The sequence below is a fragment of the Pseudomonas sp. CFBP 8758 genome (genome assembly GCF_014841725.1).
In the GTDB taxonomy this organism is placed as follows: domain Bacteria; phylum Pseudomonadota; class Gammaproteobacteria; order Pseudomonadales; family Pseudomonadaceae; genus Aquipseudomonas; species Aquipseudomonas baltica.
In genome coordinates, this window is record NZ_JACYUK010000006.1 from 57,319 (window position 1) to 77,874 (window position 20,556).

The window sequence follows — 20,556 nt, forward strand, 5'->3', positions numbered from 1 at the left end:
ACATCGCCTGGAGCAGCGTAAGACACCGAGTGCGGCGTACGACGTGGCACTTGCCTACGGCTGTACGCGGGTGATCCTCCAGATGCCGAACGGTTGATAGGCAGGGTCGATCCGCATGAACTGACTCTTGCCATGCCACGTCCAGCGATGCCCGGTCATCAGGTCTTCGCCATTGGTGGCCGCATCATCGTCCAGGCCCAACTCCCACAGCGGCAGCTCGAAATGGGCTTCCTGGACGTTGTGGGGATCGAGGCTCACGGCGACCAGCACATAGTTGCTGCGGTCAGCGGTCCGCTTGCCGAAATACAGGACGTTATCGTTGTAGCACTGAAAGAACTCGACGCCCAGATGAGTTTGCAGCGCCGGGTTCTGACGGCGAATTCGGTTGAGCTGGGCGATCTCGGCAATGATGTTGCCGGGGGCGGTGAAGTCACGCGGGCGGATCTCATACTTCTCCGAGTCCAGATACTCTTCCTTGCCAGGGATAGGCGCCGATTCACACAATTCGAAACCCGAATACATGCCCCACAGGCCGGAGCCCATGGTCGCCAGCGCCGCGCGGATGAGGAACCCGGCGCGGCCGTTGTCGTGCAGGAAGAACGGGTTGATGTCCGGCGTGTTGACGAAGAAGTTCGGCCGGTAGCAGTGCGCCCACGGTGCCTGGTTGAGCTGGGTGAAATAGGTGGTCAGCTCCGGCTTGGTATTGCGCCAGGTGAAGTAGGTGTAGCTCTGCGAGTAACCGACCTTGCCCAGGCGCGCCATCATGGCTGGCTTGGTGAACGCCTCTGCAAGGAACATCACGCTTGGGTCTTTGCTGCGGATATCGGCGATCAGCCATTGCCAGAATGGCAGCGGCTTGGTGTGCGGGTTGTCGACGCGAAAGATCTTCACGCCTTCCTCGACCCAGCCCCACACCACGTCGCGCAGCTCGGTCCACAGGCCCGGTACTGCGTCGGCAGCGTAGAAGTCGACGTTGACGATGTCCTGGTATTTCTTCGGCGGGTTTTCCGCATAGCGGATGGTGCCGTCCGGGCGCCAGCTGAACCAGCCCGGGTGCTCTTTGAGCCACAGGTGGTCTTGGGAGCACTGGATGGCGAAGTCCAGCGCGATTTCCAGACCGTGCTCGGCCGCCGCGGCCACCAGCCTGCGGAAGTCTTCACGCGTGCCCAGCTGCGGGTGAATGGCCTCGTGCCCACCCTCGGCGCTGCCGATGGCATAAGGGCTGCCTGGATCGTCCAGGCCAGCGGTCAGGGAGTTGTTCGGGCCCTTGCGGTGAGCGCGTCCGATTGGATGGATCGGCGGGAAATACAGCACGTCGAAGTTCATGTCGCGAATCATCGGCAGACGGCTGTGCACATCATTGAAGGTGCCATGACGAGCTTTGTCATCGGTGATCGAGCGCGGAAACAACTCGTACCAGCTGGCGAACTGCGCGAGTTCGCGTTCTACGTCCAGGGCATATTCGACACTGGAGCAGAGGAACGCGCGCGAGTCCGCCAGGGACATCAGGGCCTGGGTGTCACGCTGCAACAGCAGCGCGACCTTGGCGTCTTGATCCAGCCCCTGCAATTCGTCGTGCAACTGGCGCAGTTGGCGTGCCAGGGTATCCTGGCTGCGGCTGGCGGCTTGCTCGAGGTGCACGCGGCCTTCTTCAAGTTCCAGGTCGATGGTCACGCCAGCGGCGTACTTCTTTTCCAGTTCGTAGCGGTAGCTGGCGAACTGGTCGATCCAGGCGTCGATGCAATAGGCATGGGTGCCGACGCTGTCGACGACCAGCTCGGCTTCCCAGCTGTCGTTGCCCAGCTCGCGCATGGCAGTGCTGTGCCAGGTGTCGGTGCCCGCCTCATGCCAGCGCAGGACCACGGCCAGCTTGTCGTGACCGTCGGCGTAGACCTTGGTGCTGACCGTGACCGTCTGGCCGACGATGGCCTTGACGGCAAATTGACCACCGTCAATGACAGGCTGCGTGTCTTCGATCACGATCCGAGGCAGCAGCAGCGCCTGGGACAGGCTCAGCACGTGGTCTGGCGTCTGTTCGTCGGTCGCGTTCTGGTCCGCTTGGAAAGTCTGATCAGCCGTCATCGAGCCTCGCTCCTGTGCGTCACCTGGACGCTGTTGTGCTTGTGCAAGCGGTGAAGTGAACCGGGTTTGTCTTTCGCTTAGGTTCGGAGCCAAGCCTCGAGGGAAAGTTCATATGCTTTTACACGTTGCAACGCGCTTGGACGGACCGAAATCGTTGTAAACGATGTCTACCACAGGCATATGTCCATTACCCACCAGAGGCCGCCCTATGAACCTTCCCCTTCCGCCTGAACCAACGGATCCGAACATCGACGAACCTCCCCTGCCGGACGTGCCACCCACGGTGCCTCAAGACGATCCGGACGGTGTCCCGGTGCAACCGACCGTGCCACCCACCCCGATTGGCGACCCTCCCATCGACCCTGCGCCGATCCAGGCCTGAACCCGGCACTGGTCACCGGCAAGCCATGTGCGCATGGCCTGCCGGCTGTGCGCACCGCTGTGGCATAGTGCGGCCCTCGCCCATGGACCCAGGCCGGTCATGAAACGCTACGAGCAGTTTGCCCACCACATCGCCGAGCTCATTCGCACCGGCGTGCTGAAGCCCGACGAGCGCGTGCCCTCCGTGCGGCATGCCAGCCAGACTCAGGGTGTCAGCCCCTCTACGGTGTTCCAGGCCTATTACCTGCTCGAGCGACGCGGAATGATCCGCGCCCGTCCGCGTTCCGGCTACTTCGTCAATGCCTTGGCCGAACGATCGCTGGAGGAGCCCTCGGCGACCTCGCAGGTGCTGGCCGAGTCGACCGATGTCGACGTCAGTGAGCTGGTGTTTTCCATCCTCGATTCGATCAAGGATCCGAACACGGTGCCACTGGGGTCTGCCTTTCCCAGCCCTGACTTGTTTCCATTGCCGCGCCTGGCGCGCTCGCTGGCCAGTACCAGCCGAGCCATGCACCCGCGCGAGACGGTCACCGATCTGTCGCCAGGCAGCCCCGAGCTGCGGCGGCAGATCGCCTTGCGCTACAACATCGCCGGCATCAACCTGCCGGTCGATGAGTTGCTGATCACCAACGGCGCACTGGAAGCCTTGAACCTGTGCCTGCAGGCGGTGACCGAGCCGGGCGATATGGTGGCCATCGAGGCACCGGCGTTCTACGCCTGCCTGCAAGTGCTGGAACGGCTCAAGCTCAAGGCGGTTGAAATTCCCACCCATCCGCGCGACGGGTTGGACGTGGATGCCTTGGCCAACGCTCTGCAGCGCCTGCCGATCAAGGCATGCTGGTGCATGCCGACGTTCCAGAATCCGATCGGTGCAAGCATGCCGGAGGCGCGCAAGCGTCAACTGGTAGCGCTGCTGCATGAACACCAGGTGCCCTTGATCGAAGATGACGTGTACGCCGAGCTGTACTTCGGCCAACACGCGCCGCGCCCGGCCAAGGCCTATGACAGCGATGGCTGGGTGCTGCATTGCGGATCGTTCGCCAAAAGCCTGGCACCCGGGTACAGGATCGGCTGGGTCGCTGCCGGACGCTTTGCGCAGAAAGTCGAGCGCCTGAAGATCATGACCTCGATCTGCGCTTCGGTGCCGGGTCAGGCGGCCATTGCCGACTACCTTCAACACGGCGGCTATGATCGACACCTGCATCGGTTGCGCGGTGCACTGCAGGGCCAGCAGCACGCAATGATGGCGGCCATCGCGCGTTATTTTCCCCAAGACACCCGGGTAAGTCGTCCCGAGGGTGGGTACTTCCTGTGGCTCGAATTACCGACGAGAGTCGATTCGCTGCAGTTGTTTCGCCTGGCGTTGGCGCAAGGCATCAGCATTGCGCCGGGCCCGATCTTTTCCGCCAGCGGCCGATTCGGCAACTGCATTCGTTTGAATTACGGCACACCGATGGGCAAGGTGCAGTTGGCCGCCATGCAGACGCTGGGCAATCTGGTCAGCGAGTTGGCCTGAGCCGCACGCGCAATCAGCTGCAGCAAATGACACACCGTGCATTGAACGACGTACTGCGGCGCTCTCTTCGCGGCCGCTGACCGCTCCTACGGGGGATTCGGGTTCTTGGCCGACCGGGGGATGCGGTGGAACCGAGAACCTGTAGCAGCGGCGCAAGCCGCGTCCGGGAGCGCCGCGCACCGGCGTGGATCAAAAAGCAAATGTGTGCGATCAGCGGCTACAATAGCAAGCAAGCTAGGCAACGATCACGTCCGCGCGCAACCCGTTCCATGCGCCTGCGCAGCGCTCTATTCCGGCACTGTCGGTTGAAACCCGAACCCACTTGGGGCAGTCTTGCGTGCAGCCCGGCCCATGGACCGCTTCAACCCTGGCATGCAGCTGTATTGACACCCATTCGGCACCACTGCTAAACATTAACTACCCAGTTAGTTTTGCCTCACTCCAGCGCACGCAGCGTCGCCTGCACCGGGGTGAAAACGAAGCCAACGGTTCCAATGCTTCATAATAAAAACAACGGAGACACAGCATGGCGCATGCTCAGTCAGAATCGCACGGCTCGCAGCAAACCAAGAAGGCCACCGCCAGCGGTTGGGTCGGTTCCGCTCTGGAATACTACGACTTCTTCATCTATGCCCAGGCCGCGGCGTTGATCTTTCCGCAAATCTTCTTTCCCAACACCGACCCCAAGGTCGCCATCGTCGCCTCCCTGGCCACCTACGGCGTAGGCTACGTTGCACGCCCCATCGGCGCGTTCTTCCTCGGCCACTGGGGCGATACCCGCGGCCGCAAGAACGTATTGCTGTTGTGCATGTTCCTGATGGGCTTCGCCACCATGGCCGTCGGCCTGCTGCCGACCTATAGCCAGGTAGGCCTCTGGGCACCGGCCATGCTGGTGGTACTGCGCCTGATCCAGGGCTTCGCGGTCGCAGGGGAGATATCCGGAGCCAGTTCCATGGTCCTGGAACACGCGCCGTTCGGACGGCGAGGTTTCTACGCCAGTTTCACCTTGCAGGGCGTGCAGGCCGGGCAAATCTTCGCCGCAGCGATTTTCCTGCCATTGGCCTACTTCATGCCCGACGAAGCGTTCAACTCGTGGGGCTGGCGTATTCCGTTCCTGCTCAGTGCCGTGGTGCTGATCGCCGGCTACATCATTCGCCGCGAGGTCAGTGAAACCCCGGCCTTCGAAACTCAGGAAGCGCGGGCCACCATCACCAAGTCGCCGGTTCTGGAGGCTTTCAAGCACAGCTGGCGGAACATGGGTCTGGTCATGTGCATGGCGCTGATGAACGTGATCCCGGTGGTCGCGACCATCTTCGGCGCCGCGTACGCGGTGCAACCGGCCTACGGCATCGGTTTCGCGAAGAGCGTGTACCTGTGGATCCCGGTAATCGGCAACATCGTGGCGGTGTGCGTGATCCCGTTCGTGGGTAACCTCTCGGACCGGATCGGCCGCCGTCCGATAATCATCGGTGGCGCACTGAGCTCCGGCATCCTGTCGTTCTTCTACCTGTATGCGATCAGCGTGCATAACGTACCGCTGGCCATCGGCATGTCGATTCTGATGTGGGGCGTGTTCTACCAGGGCTACAACGCGGTGTTTCCAAGTTTCTACCCTGAGCTTTTCGAAACCCGCTACCGCGTCTCGGCCATGGCCATTTCGCAGAATGTCGGCACGCTGATCACCGCTATGCTTCCGGTGCTGTTCGCCGCGATGGCTCCACCGGGCTCCGCCAACATCCCCATGGTAGTGGGTTCACTGGCCTTGGGTGTGTGCTGCATCGCAGCGTTGGCAGCGTTCTGTGCCAAGGAGACCTATCGCATCCCGTTGAACGAGTTGGGCAAGCCAGGCGCCGCTGCAGTGGACTCGCAGGCGTATGAGCGCAGTCGCCAGGAGGCTTTCAGCTCGGTGCGCTGATCTACCCCCGCATCACCCGAAGGCCCCTGCACATGCAGGGGCCTTTTTCGTTTTAACCGCCCGGATTGGTGTACTGCGCATACACCGCGAACACACCCAGCAACACCCACAGCACACTGAACAGGAACGGCGATCTCATGGAGAACAGCAACGCTCCGCGCCAGCGCTTTTCACTCGACTCGCGTTCGCTGAACAACGGCGACTCGTCATAGGCCGCGCCCATCGCCGGCTCGCTGTCCAGCAACTGGCTCTGCTTGAAATGCCAATGGTCGATGATGTCGTAGGCCGAGCGGATGCCCGGCCAGGCATGCAGCGAACTGACCAGGCCGAACAGCGCCAGCAGCGGCGGCACGACCAGGGTGAACAGCTTGCCCCACTCCGGGTTCAGGTTGGCCATGGACGAGGCATAGGCAATGACCAGGAAAGACTGTGCGGACAGATAGGCGTCGGTGCGGTTGGAAAGAATGGAGGTTTCGTACTGGATCTCCTTGCGGTAGAAGTCCAGGCGATCCTTGGGGCTGCCGAACATCAGCACATCGGCTGCCGCGTCGGCTCTGGCAGGCGTCTGAATGTCATCGACGATTATCTGCGACATGGCTGCATTCCTTTTGCGGTAAGGCTCATCGGAAAGCCTGCGGCAGGATTGGTTCAGCGCAACCGACCGGCGGGTACGGTCACTAAAAGCGTAAAAATGTGAAATATCCCCTTACACCTTTTTGCAACTTGTCAGGTCATATGACATCCTAACTCATGATTGAATGACCCCCTGATCCATCCACAAAAACAACAAAGGGAATTCACCCAATGACGAGTACCCACTCGCTCGAAAAAAAGGCGGCCGCTCCCACGACTCGCATGGGCCGCCTTGCCAAGATCATCGGACCGGGCATTATCGCCGTGCTGTCATGGCTGGGCGCCGGTGACTTGATCACCTCCTCCGTGGCGGGCGCCAACTACGGCTATGCCATGATGTGGGTGCTGGCAGTGTCGCTGCTGCTCAGATTCCTCATCGTCAACATCATCGCCCGCTTCCAGCTGTGCAACAACCAGGGCATGACCATCCTGCAGGGTTATGCACAACTGCACCCATTCTTCGCCTGGTTCATGCTGGGCTACGCATTGATCATGGGCCACTTGACCAACGCCTACATGATCAAGGGCGCCGGCGAGGCACTGGCCACGCTGCTCCACATCAATCAGCCACTGCTGGCATCCTTTGCCGTGGTCCTGGGTGTGTGGCTGCTGGTGGGGCGCAACATCTATTCGCTGATCGAAGGCGTGATGAAAGGGCTGCTGGCCTTGATGACCCTGGCTTTCATGGCCTTGGCGATCATGTCCAAACCGGACGTGGGCGGCATCCTGGCCGGGACCATCGGCTTCAGTATTCCGCCGGATGAAGGCGTGCATGGCGCGCTGCTGGTCGCGGTATCGGTGATCGGTGCGGTGGCCGGTTCCATCGCCAACTTCGTACACCCCTACGTGATGCGCCAGAAAGGCTGGGTAGGCCCGGAACACAAACGCATCCAGCGTAACGACCTGCTGTTCGCGGTATTCGTCGGCATTATCATCAACCTGGCCATCTGGGTGGTGGGTGCGGAAATCCTGCGTCCCAACGGTATCGAAGTGAAGACCCTGGACGACCTGGGCTCGGCACTGCAGATGTTCTTCGGCACCGGCGGCTGGCTGATCTTCTTCGTCGGCGTGTTCGCCACGCTGTTCGCCAGCATCGCTGGCAAGACCACGGCCTTCCCGATGCTGATCACCGATGCCTTCCAGCACATCCGTCCGGAGCGTCGCGAGAAATATGGCAAGGAGTTCCATCATGACCCGATGCACAAATGGTTCATGCTATTCATCCTGGTTACGCCGCTGGTGTGGTCGCTGCCCGGCATGCCCGACTTCGTGACCCTGACCATTGGCGTGAATGCGCTGAACATCATTGGCCTGCCAGTGATTTCCCTTGGCCTGCTGATCATGTCCAACCAGAAGAAACTGCTCGGTAAATATCGCAACAACTGGTTCGAAAACATCGCGCTGGGCTTCGCCACCATCCTTGCCGTATGGGTCGCGTTCCAGCTGGGCATGCAATTGCTCGCTTGATCGCCCCTTCCCCCCTGTGAGCGGCCGACGGCCGCCCCCACCAAGTTTGCCAAGCATGCCGTTCGTCGGCATGCGGGCACCTCCTGGCCTCCCTCATAGCCCAATGCATGAAGCATTCACGAACAAGGAGAGCTCCATGAAAAGCCAGAAATACATCACCACAGCGTTGCTCGCAGGCTTGTTGGCTGCTGCAGCCGTACCGGCTATGGCCGACAACAGCACCGGTCCGACCAACCCAGCCGCCAAGGGCACCGTACCTTCAGCGGTAGGCGTGCCGGCGGGGACCGATAGCGGTATGACCAATCGTAATACCGACGGCACTGCCGCGCCGCGAAACGGCACCAGCACCGACATCAAGCCGCAGAACACCGGCAACCCCGAAGGCAGTTCGATGGGCAGCGCGGTGACCAAGCCTGGTTCGGGCACCATGGACGGTGGCGACGGCACCGGGTCCGAAGGCGGCAAGCGCTGATCGGCCACGCATCCAGCCACCTCGGGAGAACATCATGAGCGAACACACACCTGCACCGAACACGGTCGAGCGTGATACCGACGATTCGCAGGGCAACCACCCCGAAGAACCGCTACTCGACTCCAAGCCTGACGAGACCGGGGATCCAACCACCCCTGAAGGCAATCGCTTCAGTCCCGATTTCAAATCGGACCCTGAAGTCGACCCCGGCAGTGCGGACGACGAAGAAACCGACGCCGATATCGACACAGCAGGCGGCTGACCCGCGCCGCCACCTCGGCTGACCGTTCGCTCAGCGGCTGATACGGCTGCGCTCGTTGCGCACGTCGAATATCAGCTGCCGAGCGACCTCCGAACTGATCAGACCCTGCTCCCTGAAACCCTCGACCTTGCCAATGATCTGCACCGCTGCCTGATCCAGGTCCCTGGACGCTGCGGTATGCAGGTTGCGTATTTCCTGGGAAATGATCCGACTGACCTGTTCACCCTGGTCCGGACCCCCGCCCGCGCCGTTATCAAGCATTTCAAGATCTCCCTTCATCGGTTCACGATGGGTGGGCGTCCAGCCCATATCCCATTCAACCTAGATGTGTACCCCGAGCGCTGGCTACTTCGCAATAGCCACTACGCAAACAATCGCTCGGCGGGAGCATATTCCCGATCAACGTCGCGCGCAGATGACGCCTGTCTCAGGGTGCAACGGGAGGCACATAGGCCAAGGTCGTGCCCAGCGCCCAAAGCAGGAACAGCACCAGGGGCGCATGCACCAGCAGCTGCACGAACGAGAAACCGATCAAGTCACGCGCTTTCAAGCCCAACACGCCGAGCAGAGGCAGCATATAGAACGGATTGATCAGATTCGGCAAGGCTTCGGCAGCGTTGTAGATCTGCACGGCCCAGCCCAGGTGATATTGCAGCTCGTTGGCCACCTGCATGACGTAGGGCGCCTCGATGATCCACTTGCCCCCGCCCGACGGGATGAAGAACCCGAGCACTGCCGAATAGACGCCCATCAACAGTGCATAGGTATCGTGCGAGGCGATCTGTACGAAGAAGGTGGAGATGTGGTGGGCCAGGGTCTGCGCATCGCCACCCTTGACCGTGGTCATGATCGCGGCGATCGAGCCGTACAGGGGAAACTGGATCAGCACCCCGGTGGTGGTCGGCACTGCACGCGCCACTGCATCGAGAAAGCTGCGCGGACGCCAATGCAGCAGCAGGCCCAGCATGATGAACAGGAAGTTATAGGTATTGAGCCCAGAGATGGCGGTGATCGCCGGCTTGGTGGAAAACTCGTGGAACAGCCACCCCGCGGCCAGCAATACCAGAAAGATGGTGATCAGCGGGCTGTATTCCAGCCATTCGCCAGGTCGACTGCGCTTGTTCAGGGGCGGCAGACTGAAAGCCGGGTCGATGCCACAGGCCTCGGCGTCCCGGGCAGAGTTGGGGCCCGGGGCCGTGGCGTAGGCCACCACCAACGAAACCAGCACCAGTGCCAGCAGCAATACACCCGACTGCCAGAGGAAAATCGTCTGGGTAAACGGAATCACACCGGTGATCGACAGGATCGACGGTGGCAGGCTGGCGGGGTTGGCCTGCAACTGCGCCGCCGACGACGACAACCCGAGCGCCCAAACCGCACCCAGCCCCAGGTACGCCGCCGCGCCGGCCGCGCGGTAGTCCATGCGTAGGTCGGTCCGTCGTGCCAATGCCCGCACCAGCAGCCCGCCGAAAACCAGCGACAGCCCCCAGTTGAGCAACGACGCCACCATCGATATCAGCGCCACCCAGGCCACGGCCGAGCGGCCATTGCGAGGGATGCGCGCGAGGCGATCGATCAGCTTCACCGCAGGTGGCGAACTGGCGACCACGTAGCCACCAATCACCACGAAGGCCATCTGCATGGTGAACGGGATCAGGCTCCAGAATCCGTCGCCAAAGGCTGTTGCCGTTGCGGTCGGCGTGCCGCCGATGGCCAGTGCTCCCAGTGCCACCAGCAACACCGCAACGGCGGCGAATACGTAGGAATCAGGGAACCAGCGCTCGGCCCAGCTCGAACAGCGCAGGGCGAAGCGAGCGTAGCGGCTCTCTTCAAGTTGTGCAGACATGGTGGTGTTTCCCTTGTTCTTATAGGTATGAGATCGGCTGAAGGCAGTGGTGGAACGTAATCAGAAACTCATTTCAACGACGTCGTCGGCGATGATCAGCTTGCCGGCCGTCTTCGCCTTGATCTCATCGATACTGACACCGGGCGCACGCTCCTTGAGAATGAACGCGCCGTCTTCGATCTCCAGGTAGGCCAGGTCCGTGAGTACCTTGCGAATGCACCCGGCACCGGTCAGCGGCAGTGTGCACAACGGCAGCAGCTTCGACTCGCCATCCTTGGAGGCATGGGTCATGGTGACGATGATGTTCTCTGCGCCGGCCACCAGGTCCATCGCCCCACCCATACCCTTGACCAGCTTGCCGGGGATCATCCACGAGGCAATGTTGCCCTGTACGTCCACTTCGAAAGCACCGAGCACGGTGAGGTCGACATGGCCGCCGCGGATCATCGCAAACGACTGCGCAGAGTCGAAGATGGACGCGCCGGCGCGGGCCGTCACGGTCTGTTTGCCGGCGTTGATCATGTCGGCGTCGATGGTAGCCTCGGTGGGAAATTCGCCCATGCCCAGCAGACCGTTTTCCGACTGCAGCATGACGTCGATGCCGGCCGGCACGTAGTTGGCCACCAGGGTAGGTATGCCGATCCCCAGGTTCACGTAGAAACCGTCTTGCAGTTCGCGCGCCACGCGCTGGGCCATCTGTTCGCGAGTAAGTGCCATTTGGAAAACCTCTTGTGGAGCAGAGCAGATGGGAGCAATCAGGCCTTGAGGGTGCGCTTTTCGATGCGCTTCTCGAAGGTGCCCTGGATCACTCGGTCGACGTAGATGCCTGGCGTGTGGATGTGCTCGGGCAGGAGCACGCCGGGTTCGACGATTTCTTCGACCTCGACCACGGTGATGCGCCCGGCGCTTGCCGCCAGCGGGTTGAAGTTCTGGGCGGTGTGACGATAGATGACGTTGCCGAAATGGTCGGCCTTCCAGCCCTTGACGATGGCGAAGTCGCCGGTGATGGCCTGCTCGAGAATGTACTGGCGGCCATTGAATTCACGTATTTCCTTGCCTTGCGCTATCGGTGTGCCGTAGCCGGTAGCCGTGAAGAACGCGGGGATGCCGGCGCCGCCTGCGCGCATCTTTTCCGCCAGGGTGCCTTGAGGGGTGAGTTCGACTTCCAGCTCGCCATCGAGCAACTGTCGCTCGAACAAGGCGTTTTCGCCGACATAGGAGGCGATCATCTTGCGAATCTGCCGGTCCTCGAGCAGCACGCCAAGGCCAAAGCCGTCGACGCCGCAGTTGTTGGACACCACCGTAAGGTCGCGGACACCCATTCGCTTGATTTCGGCAATGAGGTTTTCCGGAATGCCACACAGGCCGAACCCACCGGCCAGTACGGTCATGCCATCACGCAGGCCTGCGAGTGCCTGGGCATAGGTTGCCACTCGTTTATCGAGTCCAGCCATGATTGTTCGCCTTGTTTTGTTTGTTATGGCGCCGTCACGTCGGCAACGGCAAGCGTAACGGTATCTTCTCCCCATGATGGTAATTTGTTAATTTTGTTTTTCTTGGGGATTGATTGGTTTTGCAAATAGATGAACGTCAAACAGCTGCGCGCTTTTCTCGCTGTCGCCCAAGCCCTGAGCTTCGCCCAGGCTGGTGAAAAACTGCATCTCTCGCAGCCCGCCCTGAGCTTGACGATAAAAGGCCTGGAAGAAGACCTGGGCGGCGCGCTGCTGATCCGCACCACGCGCAGCGTCAGCCTGACGCCGGAAGGCGAGGTGCTGGTGCCTCTGGCCCGCCGCTTGCTGGCGGACTGGGACAATACCGAAGAGCTGCTGCGCCAGCACTTCACCCTGCAGTTGGGCAAAGTGTCCATCGCGGCCATGCCGTCGTTCGCCGGCAACCTGCTGCCGGCAGCACTGCGGATCTTTCGCGACCGGCACCCGAGGGTCAATGTTGCCGTGCATGATGTGATCAACGAGCACGTGGTGGAAATGGTCCGCCATCGGCGGGTCGAACTGGGCATAGGCTTCGAGCCGGAAAGCACCTCGTCGCTGGTGTTCACCCCCTTCTACACCGATCGGTTCGTGGCGGTGGTGGCGGCCGATTCACCGCTGGCCGAGCAACCGATGCTCACCTGGGAGACCCTGCTCGCTCACGATTTCATTGCCCTGCAGCGCCCTTCTGCGGTTCGCCTGCTGCTGGAAAGCGCCATCAGCGAGCAGCACGGCAAGCTTGCGGTGGCATTCGAGAGCCACCAGTTGAGCACCATCGGCCGCATGGTTGCCCACGGCCTGGGGGTGAGCGCGGTGCCGGCATTGTGCATCGAGCAGATGCATGAACTGGGTGCGCGCTGCGTGCCGTTGGAGTCACCGCGCATCGAACGGCGCATCGGCCTGATGCGCCTGCCCGATCACAAGCTGTCGGCCGCCGCGCACGCGTTGATGGAGGTGCTGCTGGAGCACACGGCGCAGCGCCGACTGGGTTGAACCGCAGCTTCATCGCACTGCCCAACCCTGCAGCGATGGCGCGTTTACCATGTTATCAATCACGGAGCATTGCGATGAACAGCATCAGCCTGGCCGGCAGGCCGGTCGCGAGAATCGGCCAAGGCACTTGGCGCATGGGCGAGGATCCTGCCCGTGCGCAACAGGAAATCGCCGCGCTGCAGCAAGGTATCGACCTGGGCATGACCCTGCTCGACACCGCTGAAATGTACGGCGAAGGCGGCGCCGAAAAAATCGTCGGGCAAGCCATCCAAGGGCGTCGTGACGACGTCATGCTGGTCAGCAAGGTCTACCCGCACAACGCCAGCAGCCAGGGCGTGATCAAGGCGTGCGAGCGCAGCCTGCAGCGTCTGAACACCGAGCGCATCGACCTGTATCTGTTGCACTGGCGCGGCCAGTATCCCCTGAGCGAAACGGTGGAAGCGTTCGAGCGGCTGCAGGCCCAGGGCAAGATCGGCCGTTGGGGCGTGTCGAATTTCGATGTCGATGACATGACCGAGCTGGACGACGCCGGATGCGCGACCAACCAGGTGCTGTACAACTTGGAAGAGCGCGGCATCGAGTTCGACCTGTTGCCGTGGTGCGCGAAGCAGGCGATGCCATTGATGGCTTATTGTCCGATTGCCCAGGGCGGTCGCCTGCTCGACCAACCCGCCTTGCGCCAGGTAGCCGAGCGTCACGGCATCACGCCGGCCCAGGCATGCCTGGCCTGGGTCGTGCGCCACGACAACGTGATCGCGATCCCCAAGGCTTCCACGCCCGAGCACGTAAGGCTGAATGCGGCGGCCTTGCAGGTGAAGCTCGACGAAGCAGATCTAGCCTCGCTGGATGCCGCTTACCCACCACCCCTGCGCAAGCAGCGCCTCAACATGGTTTGAACGCAGGAATCCGAGGCCGCAACGCGGCGTAGAGCGCTGACGGATCAATCGTCGAGCGGCTGCGGCGCCTTGCTCGGCTTGGCCGCCTTGCCCGGCTTGCTGGCGGGCTCCTGTGCAGCAGGCACTGCCGCTGCGGGCGCACTGGCGTCCTTTTCCGCTGCCGGCAACTGGTCAATGGTGCTGAACAGCTGTGAAGGCTCGACGTAACCCGCCTGTTCGAGCTTCTTCTCGCCATCCTTGCCCAACAGCACGAACTTCTGGCTGGACCCGGCACCCAGTTTCAAGTCGCGGATCAGCGACATGGTGGCCTGTGGGTCGAGATCCTTGCCGTCACGCTGGCCGATGGTATTGATCACGGTGTACAGGACCATGCCGCGCTGCTTGAAGCCGTCGCGGTTGGCGGGTTCTTCCAGCGCCTTGCGCAGCTTCAGCAGGTTGGGATCCACCGAGCTGGGAGCAATGACCACCAGCGGCCGGGCCCTCCCGCGGTCCTGGGCCAGGGGGCTGTCGCCATCGGCGGCCAGCAAGGGCGCCGCGAACGCGAACAGTGTGGCGAGGGTCAGCGACCGGATCATCATGCTGCATCTCCTTGACGTATCGATGGCCTCATCATTGCAGAGATTTCGCCTCGGTGCGACCCGTGCCCAGGCGGCTGAACAGGCTGCTGCCGAATACGTTGATCAACAGCCCGACCATGACCAGCGCTCCACCCCACCACTGCAGGGCACCCAGGCGCTCGCCCAGGATCCAGGCCGAAGAACTCAAGCCCACCACCGGCACCAGCAATGAAAACGGCGCTACCTTGCCGGCCGGATAGCGCGACAACAGCTTGCTCCACAAGCTGTAGCCAAGCACCGTAGCCACGGCAGCCAGATAGACCAGGCTACCGATGGATTTCCAGCCGATGCCCAACAGCGATTGCTGGATCAGTGCCGGACCTTCCAGCCACAGCGACAAGGCGAAGAACGGCAAGGGCGGAATCAATGCGCCCCAGATCACCAGCGCGACCAGGTCGATATTGCCGAAGCGGCGGGTGATGACATTGCCCATCGCCCACATCGACGCTGCGCACAGGGTCAGCAAGACCGCCATCAACGGCGTGGCCTGATCGCTTTCCAGGCCGATCATCGCCAGCCCTCCAGCCGCCACCAGCAAGCCCACCACGCTGGCGGCGCGCAGGCGCTCGCCAATGAACAGCGCAGCGAAGAACAAGGTGAAGAAGGCCTGGGATTGCAGCACCAGCGAGGCCAGGCCGGCGGGCATGCCATTGGCCATGGCCTCGAACAGAAACGCGAACTGGCCCAGGGAAATGGTCGCGCCATAGGCAATCAGCCAGCGCAGTGGCAGGTTCGGCCGGCGGATGAAGAACACCGCGGGAATCGCCACCAGGGTGAAGCGCAGGCCGCCCAGCAGCATCGGCGGCAAGCCATCGAGACCGTAGCGAATCACCACGAAATTCAAACCCCAGACAACGATCACGACCAGGGCCAACATCAGGTCTCTAGGTGCCACGGTACCTCCACAGGTTCAGGTCAGTCCGTACGGATAAGCCCAACCATTCTTGCCTATCGCGGACCCTGGCGGGAACCTGTTTCAAAACTTTTCTGAAGCTGGCCACGTTGCGAGTGTTCGGCACCCCTTCTCGCTTGAGCTAGAGTGGGAGCACAGTGCCCTATGAGGAATCGAACGATGCGTGTGTTCTGGATGATGCTGGCCGCGGCAAGCCTGTCGGGTTGTACCTCGTTTCGCGCTGATTCGGAGCACCTGAAAGCCGTGCCGGCCGAACGGCTGTCGGCCTGGCAACAAACGCTGTCGCCATCGAGCGAGCTGGTGGTGGACCGTGATATCGGCATGCTGGGCGGCGGCTGCTACGTGGCACTGCTGATCGACCGTGAACCCGCCGCGCTGCTGGCCGTGGGTGAAGTGGCGACCTTTCACCTGCCACCGGGCGAACACATCGTCGGCATCACCACCGACAAGCAGGGTGGCCTGCTGTGCAGCAAAGGCCGCCTGAACCGCGAACTGCGCCTGCAGGCGCAGCCCGGCGAGCGCCAGCACCTGCGTATCGTCAGCGAAGCCAAGACAGGCTTCGGCATCGTGCTGGATCCGCGCTGAGGTCGGTGCAACCTTATTGCCTCACTCTGCTCACGTCAGGAGTCGTCATGCCCAGCAACCAGAACAGCCGCAACGAGCACCACCAGCCTGTCGGTCACGCCCTTCCCGAGTGGAGCCCTCGCCCTCGCCCGGCCCACGACGTCATCGAAGGACGCTATTGCCGGCTCGAGCCACTGAACGCTGCGGCCCACGCCGAAGAGCTGTTCAGCGGCTATTGCCAACAGACCGATGGCAGCGACTGGACCTACCTGCCGGTCGGCCCGTTTGCCGACCTGGACAGCTACCGCAGTCACCTGCAACACGCGGCAGCCAGCCAGGATCCACAACACTGGGCGGTGATCGACCTGCGCACCCAGCGCGCGGTGGGCACCTTGGCCTTGATGCGCATGGACCCGGCCAATGGCGTCATCGAGGTCGGCCATGTGACGTTCTCGCCGCTGATGAAACGCACCCCTCTGTCGACCGAAGCGCAGTACCTGTTGATGCGCCGGGTGTTCGACGAACTGGGTTACCGCCGCTACGAGTGGAAATGCGACGCCCTCAACGAGCCCTCGCGCAAGGCCGCGGCACGGCTGGGCTTCAGCTTCGAAGGCATCTTCCGCCAGGCGCTGGTGTACAAGGGTCGCAACCGCGATACGGCCTGGTTTTCCATCATCGACAGCGAATGGCCGGCGCTGCGCGCAGCCTTCGAGCGGTGGCTGGCGACGGATAACTTCGATGCTGCCGGCCAGCAGCTGACGGCGTTGGCCGCCGGCCGCCAGCAACATTGAGAAACACGGCTATTCTTGCGATTGGCGAAGCCATTCGCTTTTTTGCTCCCCATCCGCAGAAGAAGAGAGCCACCTCTTGAAACTCGAACCCTTGCCCAAGTCGCTGATCGCCCTTGCGTTCGCGCTGGTGCCCGCCTGTACGTTCGCCGCTTCTCCCGCCCCCGTCGCTGCCGAGAACGGCATGGTCGTCACCGCACAGCAACTGGCCACCCACATTGGCGTGGATGTGCTCAAGGACGGCGGCAATGCCGTCGATGCCGCCGTGGCCGTAGGCTATGCCCTGGCCGTGGTCTACCCGGCTGCGGGCAACATCGGCGGCGGTGGCTTCATGACCCTGCAGATGGCCGATGGCCGCAAGACCTTCCTCGACTTCCGCGAGAAGGCACCGCTGGCCGCCACCGCCGACATGTACCTGGACAAGGCCGGCAATGTCATCGAGGGCCTGAGCACCGACGGCCACTTGTCGGTAGGCATACCCGGCACGGTCTCGGGCATGGAGCTGGCGTTGCAGAAGTACGGCACCTTCAAACGCGCCGATCTGCTGGCGCCGGCCATCAAGCTGGCAGACGAAGGTTTCACCCTGGCCCAGGGCGATGTCGATCTGCTGGAAACCGCCACCGAGGACTTCCGCAAGGACAGCCAGGATTCGGCAAAGATCTTTCTCAAACAGGGCCAGCCGTTCAAGGCCGGCGAAAAGCTGGTGCAGAAGGACCTGGCGCGGACCCTGCGGGAAATCTCCGAGAAGGGTAACGCCGGGTTCTACCAAGGCTGGGTGGCCAAGGCCATCGTCGATTCGAGCCAGGCAGGCAAAGGCATCATCACCCAGGCCGACCTCGACAAGTACAAGACCCGCGAACTGGACCCGATCGAGTGCGACTACCGTGGCTACCATGTGGTGTCCGCGCCACCGCCCAGTTCCGGCGGCGTGGTCATCTGCCAGATCATGAACATCCTCCAGGGCTACCCGATGGCCGAGCTGGGCTATGGCTCGGCGCAGGGCATGCACTACCAGATCGAAGCCATGCGCCACGCCTACGTGGACCGCAACAGCTACCTGGGCGACCCGGATTTCGTCAAGAACCCCATCGCGCACCTGCTCGACGCCAACTATGCGACCAAGCTGCGCGACAGCATCGCACCGAACAAGGCCGGCGTTTCCGCCGAGATCAAGCCGGGTGTGGCACCCCATGAGGGCAGCAACACCACGCATTACTCCATCGTCGACAAATGGGGCAACGCGGTGTCGGTGACCTACACCCTCAACGGCTGGTTCGGCGCGCGGGTCATGGCCAGCGGTACCGGCATCCTGCTCAACGACGAAATGGACGACTTCACCTCCAAGGTCGGCGTGGCCAACATGTACGGGCTGGTCCAGGGCGAGGCCAACGCCATCGCGCCGTACAAGACGCCGCTGTCGTCCATGAGCCCGACCATCGTCACCAAGGACGGCAAGCCAGTCATGGTGCTCGGCACGCCCGGCGGCAGCAGAATCATCACCGCCACCTTGCTGACCATGCTCAACGTGATCGACTACGGTATGGACATTCAGCAGGCGGTCAATGCACCGCGCTTCCACCAGCAGTGGATGCCCGACGTTACCAATCTGGAAAACTTCGCCATCAGCCCCGACACACGCAAGATTCTCGAAAGCTGGGGGCACAAGTTCGGTGAGCCCCAGGACGCCAATCACCTGGCCGCGATCCTGGTAGGCGCGCCGGCACTGGGCGCCAAACCGGTGGCCAACAACCGTTTCTACGGCGCCAACGATCCCCGCCGTAACACCGGTCTGGCCGCTGGCTACTGACCCGGCGTGCGCACGGGCAGGTCTGCAGCCAGGTCTGCCCGCCCACCGCACCGAAGACGAATCCGCCTGAACTTTCCATTTTCCCCTGTGCTCAGATTTTCTGATCGCCTGGCGTGCCAGGCACCCACTGAGCCGAGGAAGACCTTCATGAGTACCCAACTGCAAGGCAAGAAAGTCCTGTTCATCACTGCCAACACCGGCATCGAACGCGACGAACTGCTCAAGCCTCTCGAAGCGATGCGCGAAGCAGGCGCCACCGTGACCCACGCTTCGAGCGAAGGCGGCACCGTGCAGACCTTCCAGCAGGACACCGAGAAAGACCGTACCGTTGAATCCGACGGCAAAATCCAGGGCCTGAACGCCAGCGACTTCGACGCACTGGTGATTCCCGGCGGCACCGTGAATGCCGACACCCTGCGCCAGGACACCGATGCCCAGCAACTGGTCAAGGCATTCGCCGACGCTGGCAAGGTCGTGGCTGCCATTTGCCATGGTCCATGGCTGCTGATCAATGCTGGCGTGATCCCCGGCAAAACCCTGACCTCGTACCCCAGCGTCAGCCTCGACCTGACCAACGCCGGTGCCGCTGGCTGGGTGGATCAAGAGGTCAAGCAGTGCGGTGCCAACGGCTGGACCTTGATCACCTCGCGCAACCCGAAGGATATCCCGGCCTTCAATGACGCCATCATCAAAGCCCTCGCCACCGCCTGAGCCGCCTTTCAACCCACAGACCAGGGAGACCAGATGCCTTCTTTATTCGACCCGATCCAGGTCGGCGCGCAGAAACTGCCCCACCGGATCCTGATGGCGCCGCTGACCCGCGGCCGTGCCACGCGCAACCATGTACCCACCGACTTGATGATCGAGTACTACACCCAGCGTGCGAGCGCCGGGTTGATCATCACCGAAGCCACCGGCATCACTCAGGAAGGACTGGGCTGGCCTTACGCGCCCGGCATCTGGAGCGACGAGCAGGTCGAGGGCTGGAAGAAGATCACTGCAGCGGTGCATGAGGTCGGTGGCCGCATCGACCTGCAGCTGTGGCATATGGGCCGCATAGTTCACCCCAGCTTCCTCGGTGGCGCGCAGCCGGTTTCCTCATCGGCAACCACTGCGCCAGGTCAGACCCATACCTACGATGGCAAGCAGCCCTATGTGCAGGCGCGTCCGTTGGGCATCCACGAAATTCCACGGTTGCTCGACGACTACGAGCATGCCGCGAAGAACGCCATGCGTGCCGGCTTCGATGGCGTGCAGATCCATGCGGCCAATGGTTATTTGATCGATCAGTTCCTGCGCGACAACAGCAACTTCCGTGACGATGCCTACGGCGGCTCGGTGGAAAACCGCATCCGCCTGCTGACCGAGGTCACTCAGCGGGTTGTCGACACCATCGGTGCCGAGCGCACCGGCGTGCGCCTGTCGCCCAACGGTGATTCGCAGGGGGTCAACGACAGCGATCCGGAAACCCTGTTCTCGGCTGCAGCCGCTGCGCTGGACAAGATCGGCATCGCCTACCTGGAACTGCGTGAGCCACCGCTCGACGGTACCTTCGGCAAGGCCGACCGCCCGCCCGTGCATCCGGTCATCCGCAAGGCCTTCAGCCGCACACTGGTGCTCAACTCCGACTACACCCATGAGAAGGCGCAGGCCGCGCTGGACGCAGGTGAAGCAGACGCCATCGCTTTCGGCCGACCGTTCCTGGCCAACCCTGACCTGCCCCATCGGTTCGCCGAAGGCTTGCCGCTGAACAAGGACGTGATGGAAACCTGGTACAGCCAGGGGCCCGAAGGCTACGTGGACTACCCCACAGCCGAGTGAGCGCAGCACGGTATCGGGGGCCAGTGCCCCCGGTCACTACCAAGGATTGTCGACACTTGACCTGTGACGTATTGACTGGCCGCTTAAACAGGGCTA

21 protein-coding genes are annotated in these 20,556 nt (G+C 62.2%); 13 read left to right on the forward strand and 8 right to left on the reverse strand.

The window, feature by feature from the left end:
* Nucleotides 1-54 precede the first annotated feature (54 nt).
* Nucleotides 55-2,082 carry an alpha-1,4-glucan--maltose-1-phosphate maltosyltransferase gene (locus IFT75_RS14245; RefSeq protein WP_192055280.1) on the reverse strand — a complete coding sequence of 676 codons (2,028 nt, stop codon included), beginning with the start codon at nucleotides 2,080-2,082 and terminating at the stop codon, nucleotides 55-57.
* Nucleotides 2,083-2,290: 208 nt separating this feature from the next.
* On the opposite strand from IFT75_RS14245, the gene IFT75_RS14250 reads away from it, so the two are divergent.
* The 3 genes from IFT75_RS14250 (at nucleotide 2,291) to IFT75_RS14260 (ending at nucleotide 5,894) form a co-directional block, all read left to right on the forward strand.
* Complete coding sequence (locus tag IFT75_RS14250; protein WP_163007558.1) at nucleotides 2,291-2,464, forward strand: hypothetical protein; 174 nt, start codon at nucleotides 2,291-2,293, stop codon at nucleotides 2,462-2,464.
* A gap of 99 nt (nucleotides 2,465-2,563) precedes the next feature.
* Nucleotides 2,564-3,979 carry a GntR family transcriptional regulator MpaR gene (gene mapR, locus IFT75_RS14255; RefSeq protein ID WP_192055281.1) on the forward strand — a complete coding sequence of 472 codons (1,416 nt, stop codon included), beginning with the start codon at nucleotides 2,564-2,566 and terminating at the stop codon, nucleotides 3,977-3,979.
* 526 nt (nucleotides 3,980-4,505) lie between these two features.
* Nucleotides 4,506-5,894, forward strand: a complete 1,389-nt coding sequence (locus tag IFT75_RS14260; RefSeq protein WP_192055283.1) for an MFS transporter — start codon at nucleotides 4,506-4,508, stop codon at nucleotides 5,892-5,894.
* 52 nt (nucleotides 5,895-5,946) lie between these two features.
* On the opposite strand, the gene IFT75_RS14265 is transcribed toward IFT75_RS14260, so the two are convergent.
* Nucleotides 5,947-6,489, reverse strand: coding sequence for a hypothetical protein (locus tag IFT75_RS14265; protein WP_425311956.1), 543 nt, complete (start codon nucleotides 6,487-6,489; stop codon nucleotides 5,947-5,949).
* A 209-nt stretch (nucleotides 6,490-6,698) separates the two neighbouring features.
* Between IFT75_RS14265 and IFT75_RS14270 the strand changes: the two genes are divergently transcribed.
* The 3 genes from IFT75_RS14270 to IFT75_RS14280 all read left to right on the forward strand — a co-directional run bounded on the left by IFT75_RS14270 (nucleotide 6,699) and on the right by IFT75_RS14280 (nucleotide 8,728).
* The gene (locus IFT75_RS14270; protein ID WP_122715514.1) at nucleotides 6,699-7,994 is read left to right on the forward strand and encodes an Nramp family divalent metal transporter; all 1,296 of its coding nucleotides are present in this window, start codon (nucleotides 6,699-6,701) and stop codon (nucleotides 7,992-7,994) included.
* A gap of 136 nt (nucleotides 7,995-8,130) precedes the next feature.
* On the forward strand, nucleotides 8,131-8,466 hold the full coding sequence (locus IFT75_RS14275) for a hypothetical protein (protein WP_192055285.1): 336 nt from the start codon (nucleotides 8,131-8,133) through the stop codon (nucleotides 8,464-8,466).
* A gap of 34 nt (nucleotides 8,467-8,500) precedes the next feature.
* Nucleotides 8,501-8,728, forward strand: a complete 228-nt coding sequence (locus tag IFT75_RS14280; protein WP_192055287.1) for a hypothetical protein — start codon at nucleotides 8,501-8,503, stop codon at nucleotides 8,726-8,728.
* Nucleotides 8,729-8,758: 30 nt separating this feature from the next.
* Here IFT75_RS14280 and IFT75_RS14285 read toward each other — a convergent pair whose 3' ends face one another.
* The 4 genes from IFT75_RS14285 to IFT75_RS14300 all read right to left on the reverse strand — a co-directional run bounded on the left by IFT75_RS14285 (nucleotide 8,759) and on the right by IFT75_RS14300 (nucleotide 12,028).
* Complete coding sequence (locus IFT75_RS14285) at nucleotides 8,759-8,989, reverse strand: hypothetical protein (protein ID WP_163007557.1); 231 nt, start codon at nucleotides 8,987-8,989, stop codon at nucleotides 8,759-8,761.
* 166 nt (nucleotides 8,990-9,155) lie between these two features.
* On the reverse strand, nucleotides 9,156-10,574 hold the full coding sequence (locus tag IFT75_RS14290) for a short-chain fatty acid transporter (protein WP_122477817.1): 1,419 nt from the start codon (nucleotides 10,572-10,574) through the stop codon (nucleotides 9,156-9,158).
* A 60-nt stretch (nucleotides 10,575-10,634) separates the two neighbouring features.
* The gene (locus tag IFT75_RS14295) at nucleotides 10,635-11,291 is read right to left on the reverse strand and encodes a 3-oxoacid CoA-transferase subunit B (protein ID WP_192055288.1); all 657 of its coding nucleotides are present in this window, start codon (nucleotides 11,289-11,291) and stop codon (nucleotides 10,635-10,637) included.
* A gap of 38 nt (nucleotides 11,292-11,329) precedes the next feature.
* The gene (locus tag IFT75_RS14300) at nucleotides 11,330-12,028 is read right to left on the reverse strand and encodes a CoA transferase subunit A (protein ID WP_192055290.1); all 699 of its coding nucleotides are present in this window, start codon (nucleotides 12,026-12,028) and stop codon (nucleotides 11,330-11,332) included.
* Nucleotides 12,029-12,157: 129 nt separating this feature from the next.
* Between IFT75_RS14300 and IFT75_RS14305 the strand changes: the two genes are divergently transcribed.
* The gene (locus IFT75_RS14305) at nucleotides 12,158-13,054 is read left to right on the forward strand and encodes a LysR family transcriptional regulator (protein ID WP_122477812.1); all 897 of its coding nucleotides are present in this window, start codon (nucleotides 12,158-12,160) and stop codon (nucleotides 13,052-13,054) included.
* 74 nt (nucleotides 13,055-13,128) lie between these two features.
* On the forward strand, nucleotides 13,129-13,950 hold the full coding sequence (locus IFT75_RS14310) for an aldo/keto reductase (RefSeq protein WP_192055292.1): 822 nt from the start codon (nucleotides 13,129-13,131) through the stop codon (nucleotides 13,948-13,950).
* A gap of 44 nt (nucleotides 13,951-13,994) precedes the next feature.
* Here the strand turns inward: IFT75_RS14310 and IFT75_RS14315 are convergent, their stop codons facing one another.
* Entirely contained in the window at nucleotides 13,995-14,528 is a 534-nt protein-coding gene (locus IFT75_RS14315; protein WP_122477809.1) for a DUF4174 domain-containing protein, read from the reverse strand.
* 31 nt (nucleotides 14,529-14,559) lie between these two features.
* Nucleotides 14,560-15,444: an EamA family transporter gene (locus IFT75_RS14320; protein WP_197975811.1), complete on the reverse strand. Its 885-nt coding sequence runs from the start codon at nucleotides 15,442-15,444 to the stop codon at nucleotides 14,560-14,562.
* A gap of 195 nt (nucleotides 15,445-15,639) precedes the next feature.
* On the opposite strand from IFT75_RS14320, the gene IFT75_RS14325 reads away from it, so the two are divergent.
* The 5 genes from IFT75_RS14325 (at nucleotide 15,640) to IFT75_RS14345 (ending at nucleotide 20,460) form a co-directional block, all read left to right on the forward strand.
* On the forward strand, nucleotides 15,640-16,065 hold the full coding sequence (locus IFT75_RS14325; protein ID WP_185793226.1) for a 3-isopropylmalate dehydratase: 426 nt from the start codon (nucleotides 15,640-15,642) through the stop codon (nucleotides 16,063-16,065).
* 47 nt (nucleotides 16,066-16,112) lie between these two features.
* Nucleotides 16,113-16,835 (forward strand): GNAT family N-acetyltransferase, encoded by a 723-nt coding sequence (locus tag IFT75_RS14330; RefSeq protein ID WP_185793225.1) that lies wholly within the window; start codon nucleotides 16,113-16,115, stop codon nucleotides 16,833-16,835.
* Between the two features lie 76 nt (nucleotides 16,836-16,911).
* Nucleotides 16,912-18,639, forward strand: coding sequence for a gamma-glutamyltransferase (ggt, locus tag IFT75_RS14335; RefSeq protein WP_192055294.1), 1,728 nt, complete (start codon nucleotides 16,912-16,914; stop codon nucleotides 18,637-18,639).
* Between the two features lie 147 nt (nucleotides 18,640-18,786).
* Complete coding sequence (locus IFT75_RS14340) at nucleotides 18,787-19,350, forward strand: type 1 glutamine amidotransferase domain-containing protein (RefSeq protein ID WP_185793223.1); 564 nt, start codon at nucleotides 18,787-18,789, stop codon at nucleotides 19,348-19,350.
* 33 nt (nucleotides 19,351-19,383) lie between these two features.
* Nucleotides 19,384-20,460, forward strand: coding sequence for an alkene reductase (locus IFT75_RS14345; protein WP_192055296.1), 1,077 nt, complete (start codon nucleotides 19,384-19,386; stop codon nucleotides 20,458-20,460).
* The last annotated feature ends 96 nt before the right edge of the window (nucleotides 20,461-20,556 follow it).

What these genes read in the sequence shown, in the direction of transcription:
- IFT75_RS14245 (WP_192055280.1), bottom strand. Translation starts at nt 2,082, where the DNA reads ATGACGGCTGATCAGACTTTCCAAGCGGACCAGAACGCGACCGACGAA.
- IFT75_RS14250 (WP_163007558.1), top strand. Translation starts at nt 2,291, where the DNA reads ATGAACCTTCCCCTTCCGCCTGAACCAACGGATCCGAACATCGACGAA.
- mapR (WP_192055281.1), top strand. Translation starts at nt 2,564, where the DNA reads ATGAAACGCTACGAGCAGTTTGCCCACCACATCGCCGAGCTCATTCGC.
- IFT75_RS14260 (WP_192055283.1), top strand. Translation starts at nt 4,506, where the DNA reads ATGGCGCATGCTCAGTCAGAATCGCACGGCTCGCAGCAAACCAAGAAG.
- IFT75_RS14265 (WP_425311956.1), bottom strand. Translation starts at nt 6,489, where the DNA reads ATGTCGCAGATAATCGTCGATGACATTCAGACGCCTGCCAGAGCCGAC.
- IFT75_RS14270 (WP_122715514.1), top strand. Translation starts at nt 6,699, where the DNA reads ATGACGAGTACCCACTCGCTCGAAAAAAAGGCGGCCGCTCCCACGACT.
- IFT75_RS14275 (WP_192055285.1), top strand. Translation starts at nt 8,131, where the DNA reads ATGAAAAGCCAGAAATACATCACCACAGCGTTGCTCGCAGGCTTGTTG.
- IFT75_RS14280 (WP_192055287.1), top strand. Translation starts at nt 8,501, where the DNA reads ATGAGCGAACACACACCTGCACCGAACACGGTCGAGCGTGATACCGAC.
- IFT75_RS14285 (WP_163007557.1), bottom strand. Translation starts at nt 8,989, where the DNA reads ATGCTTGATAACGGCGCGGGCGGGGGTCCGGACCAGGGTGAACAGGTC.
- IFT75_RS14290 (WP_122477817.1), bottom strand. Translation starts at nt 10,574, where the DNA reads ATGTCTGCACAACTTGAAGAGAGCCGCTACGCTCGCTTCGCCCTGCGC.
- IFT75_RS14295 (WP_192055288.1), bottom strand. Translation starts at nt 11,291, where the DNA reads ATGGCACTTACTCGCGAACAGATGGCCCAGCGCGTGGCGCGCGAACTG.
- IFT75_RS14300 (WP_192055290.1), bottom strand. Translation starts at nt 12,028, where the DNA reads ATGGCTGGACTCGATAAACGAGTGGCAACCTATGCCCAGGCACTCGCA.
- IFT75_RS14305 (WP_122477812.1), top strand. Translation starts at nt 12,158, where the DNA reads ATGAACGTCAAACAGCTGCGCGCTTTTCTCGCTGTCGCCCAAGCCCTG.
- IFT75_RS14310 (WP_192055292.1), top strand. Translation starts at nt 13,129, where the DNA reads ATGAACAGCATCAGCCTGGCCGGCAGGCCGGTCGCGAGAATCGGCCAA.
- IFT75_RS14315 (WP_122477809.1), bottom strand. Translation starts at nt 14,528, where the DNA reads ATGATGATCCGGTCGCTGACCCTCGCCACACTGTTCGCGTTCGCGGCG.
- IFT75_RS14320 (WP_197975811.1), bottom strand. Translation starts at nt 15,444, where the DNA reads ATGTTGGCCCTGGTCGTGATCGTTGTCTGGGGTTTGAATTTCGTGGTG.
- IFT75_RS14325 (WP_185793226.1), top strand. Translation starts at nt 15,640, where the DNA reads ATGCGTGTGTTCTGGATGATGCTGGCCGCGGCAAGCCTGTCGGGTTGT.
- IFT75_RS14330 (WP_185793225.1), top strand. Translation starts at nt 16,113, where the DNA reads ATGCCCAGCAACCAGAACAGCCGCAACGAGCACCACCAGCCTGTCGGT.
- IFT75_RS14340 (WP_185793223.1), top strand. Translation starts at nt 18,787, where the DNA reads ATGAGTACCCAACTGCAAGGCAAGAAAGTCCTGTTCATCACTGCCAAC.
- IFT75_RS14345 (WP_192055296.1), top strand. Translation starts at nt 19,384, where the DNA reads ATGCCTTCTTTATTCGACCCGATCCAGGTCGGCGCGCAGAAACTGCCC.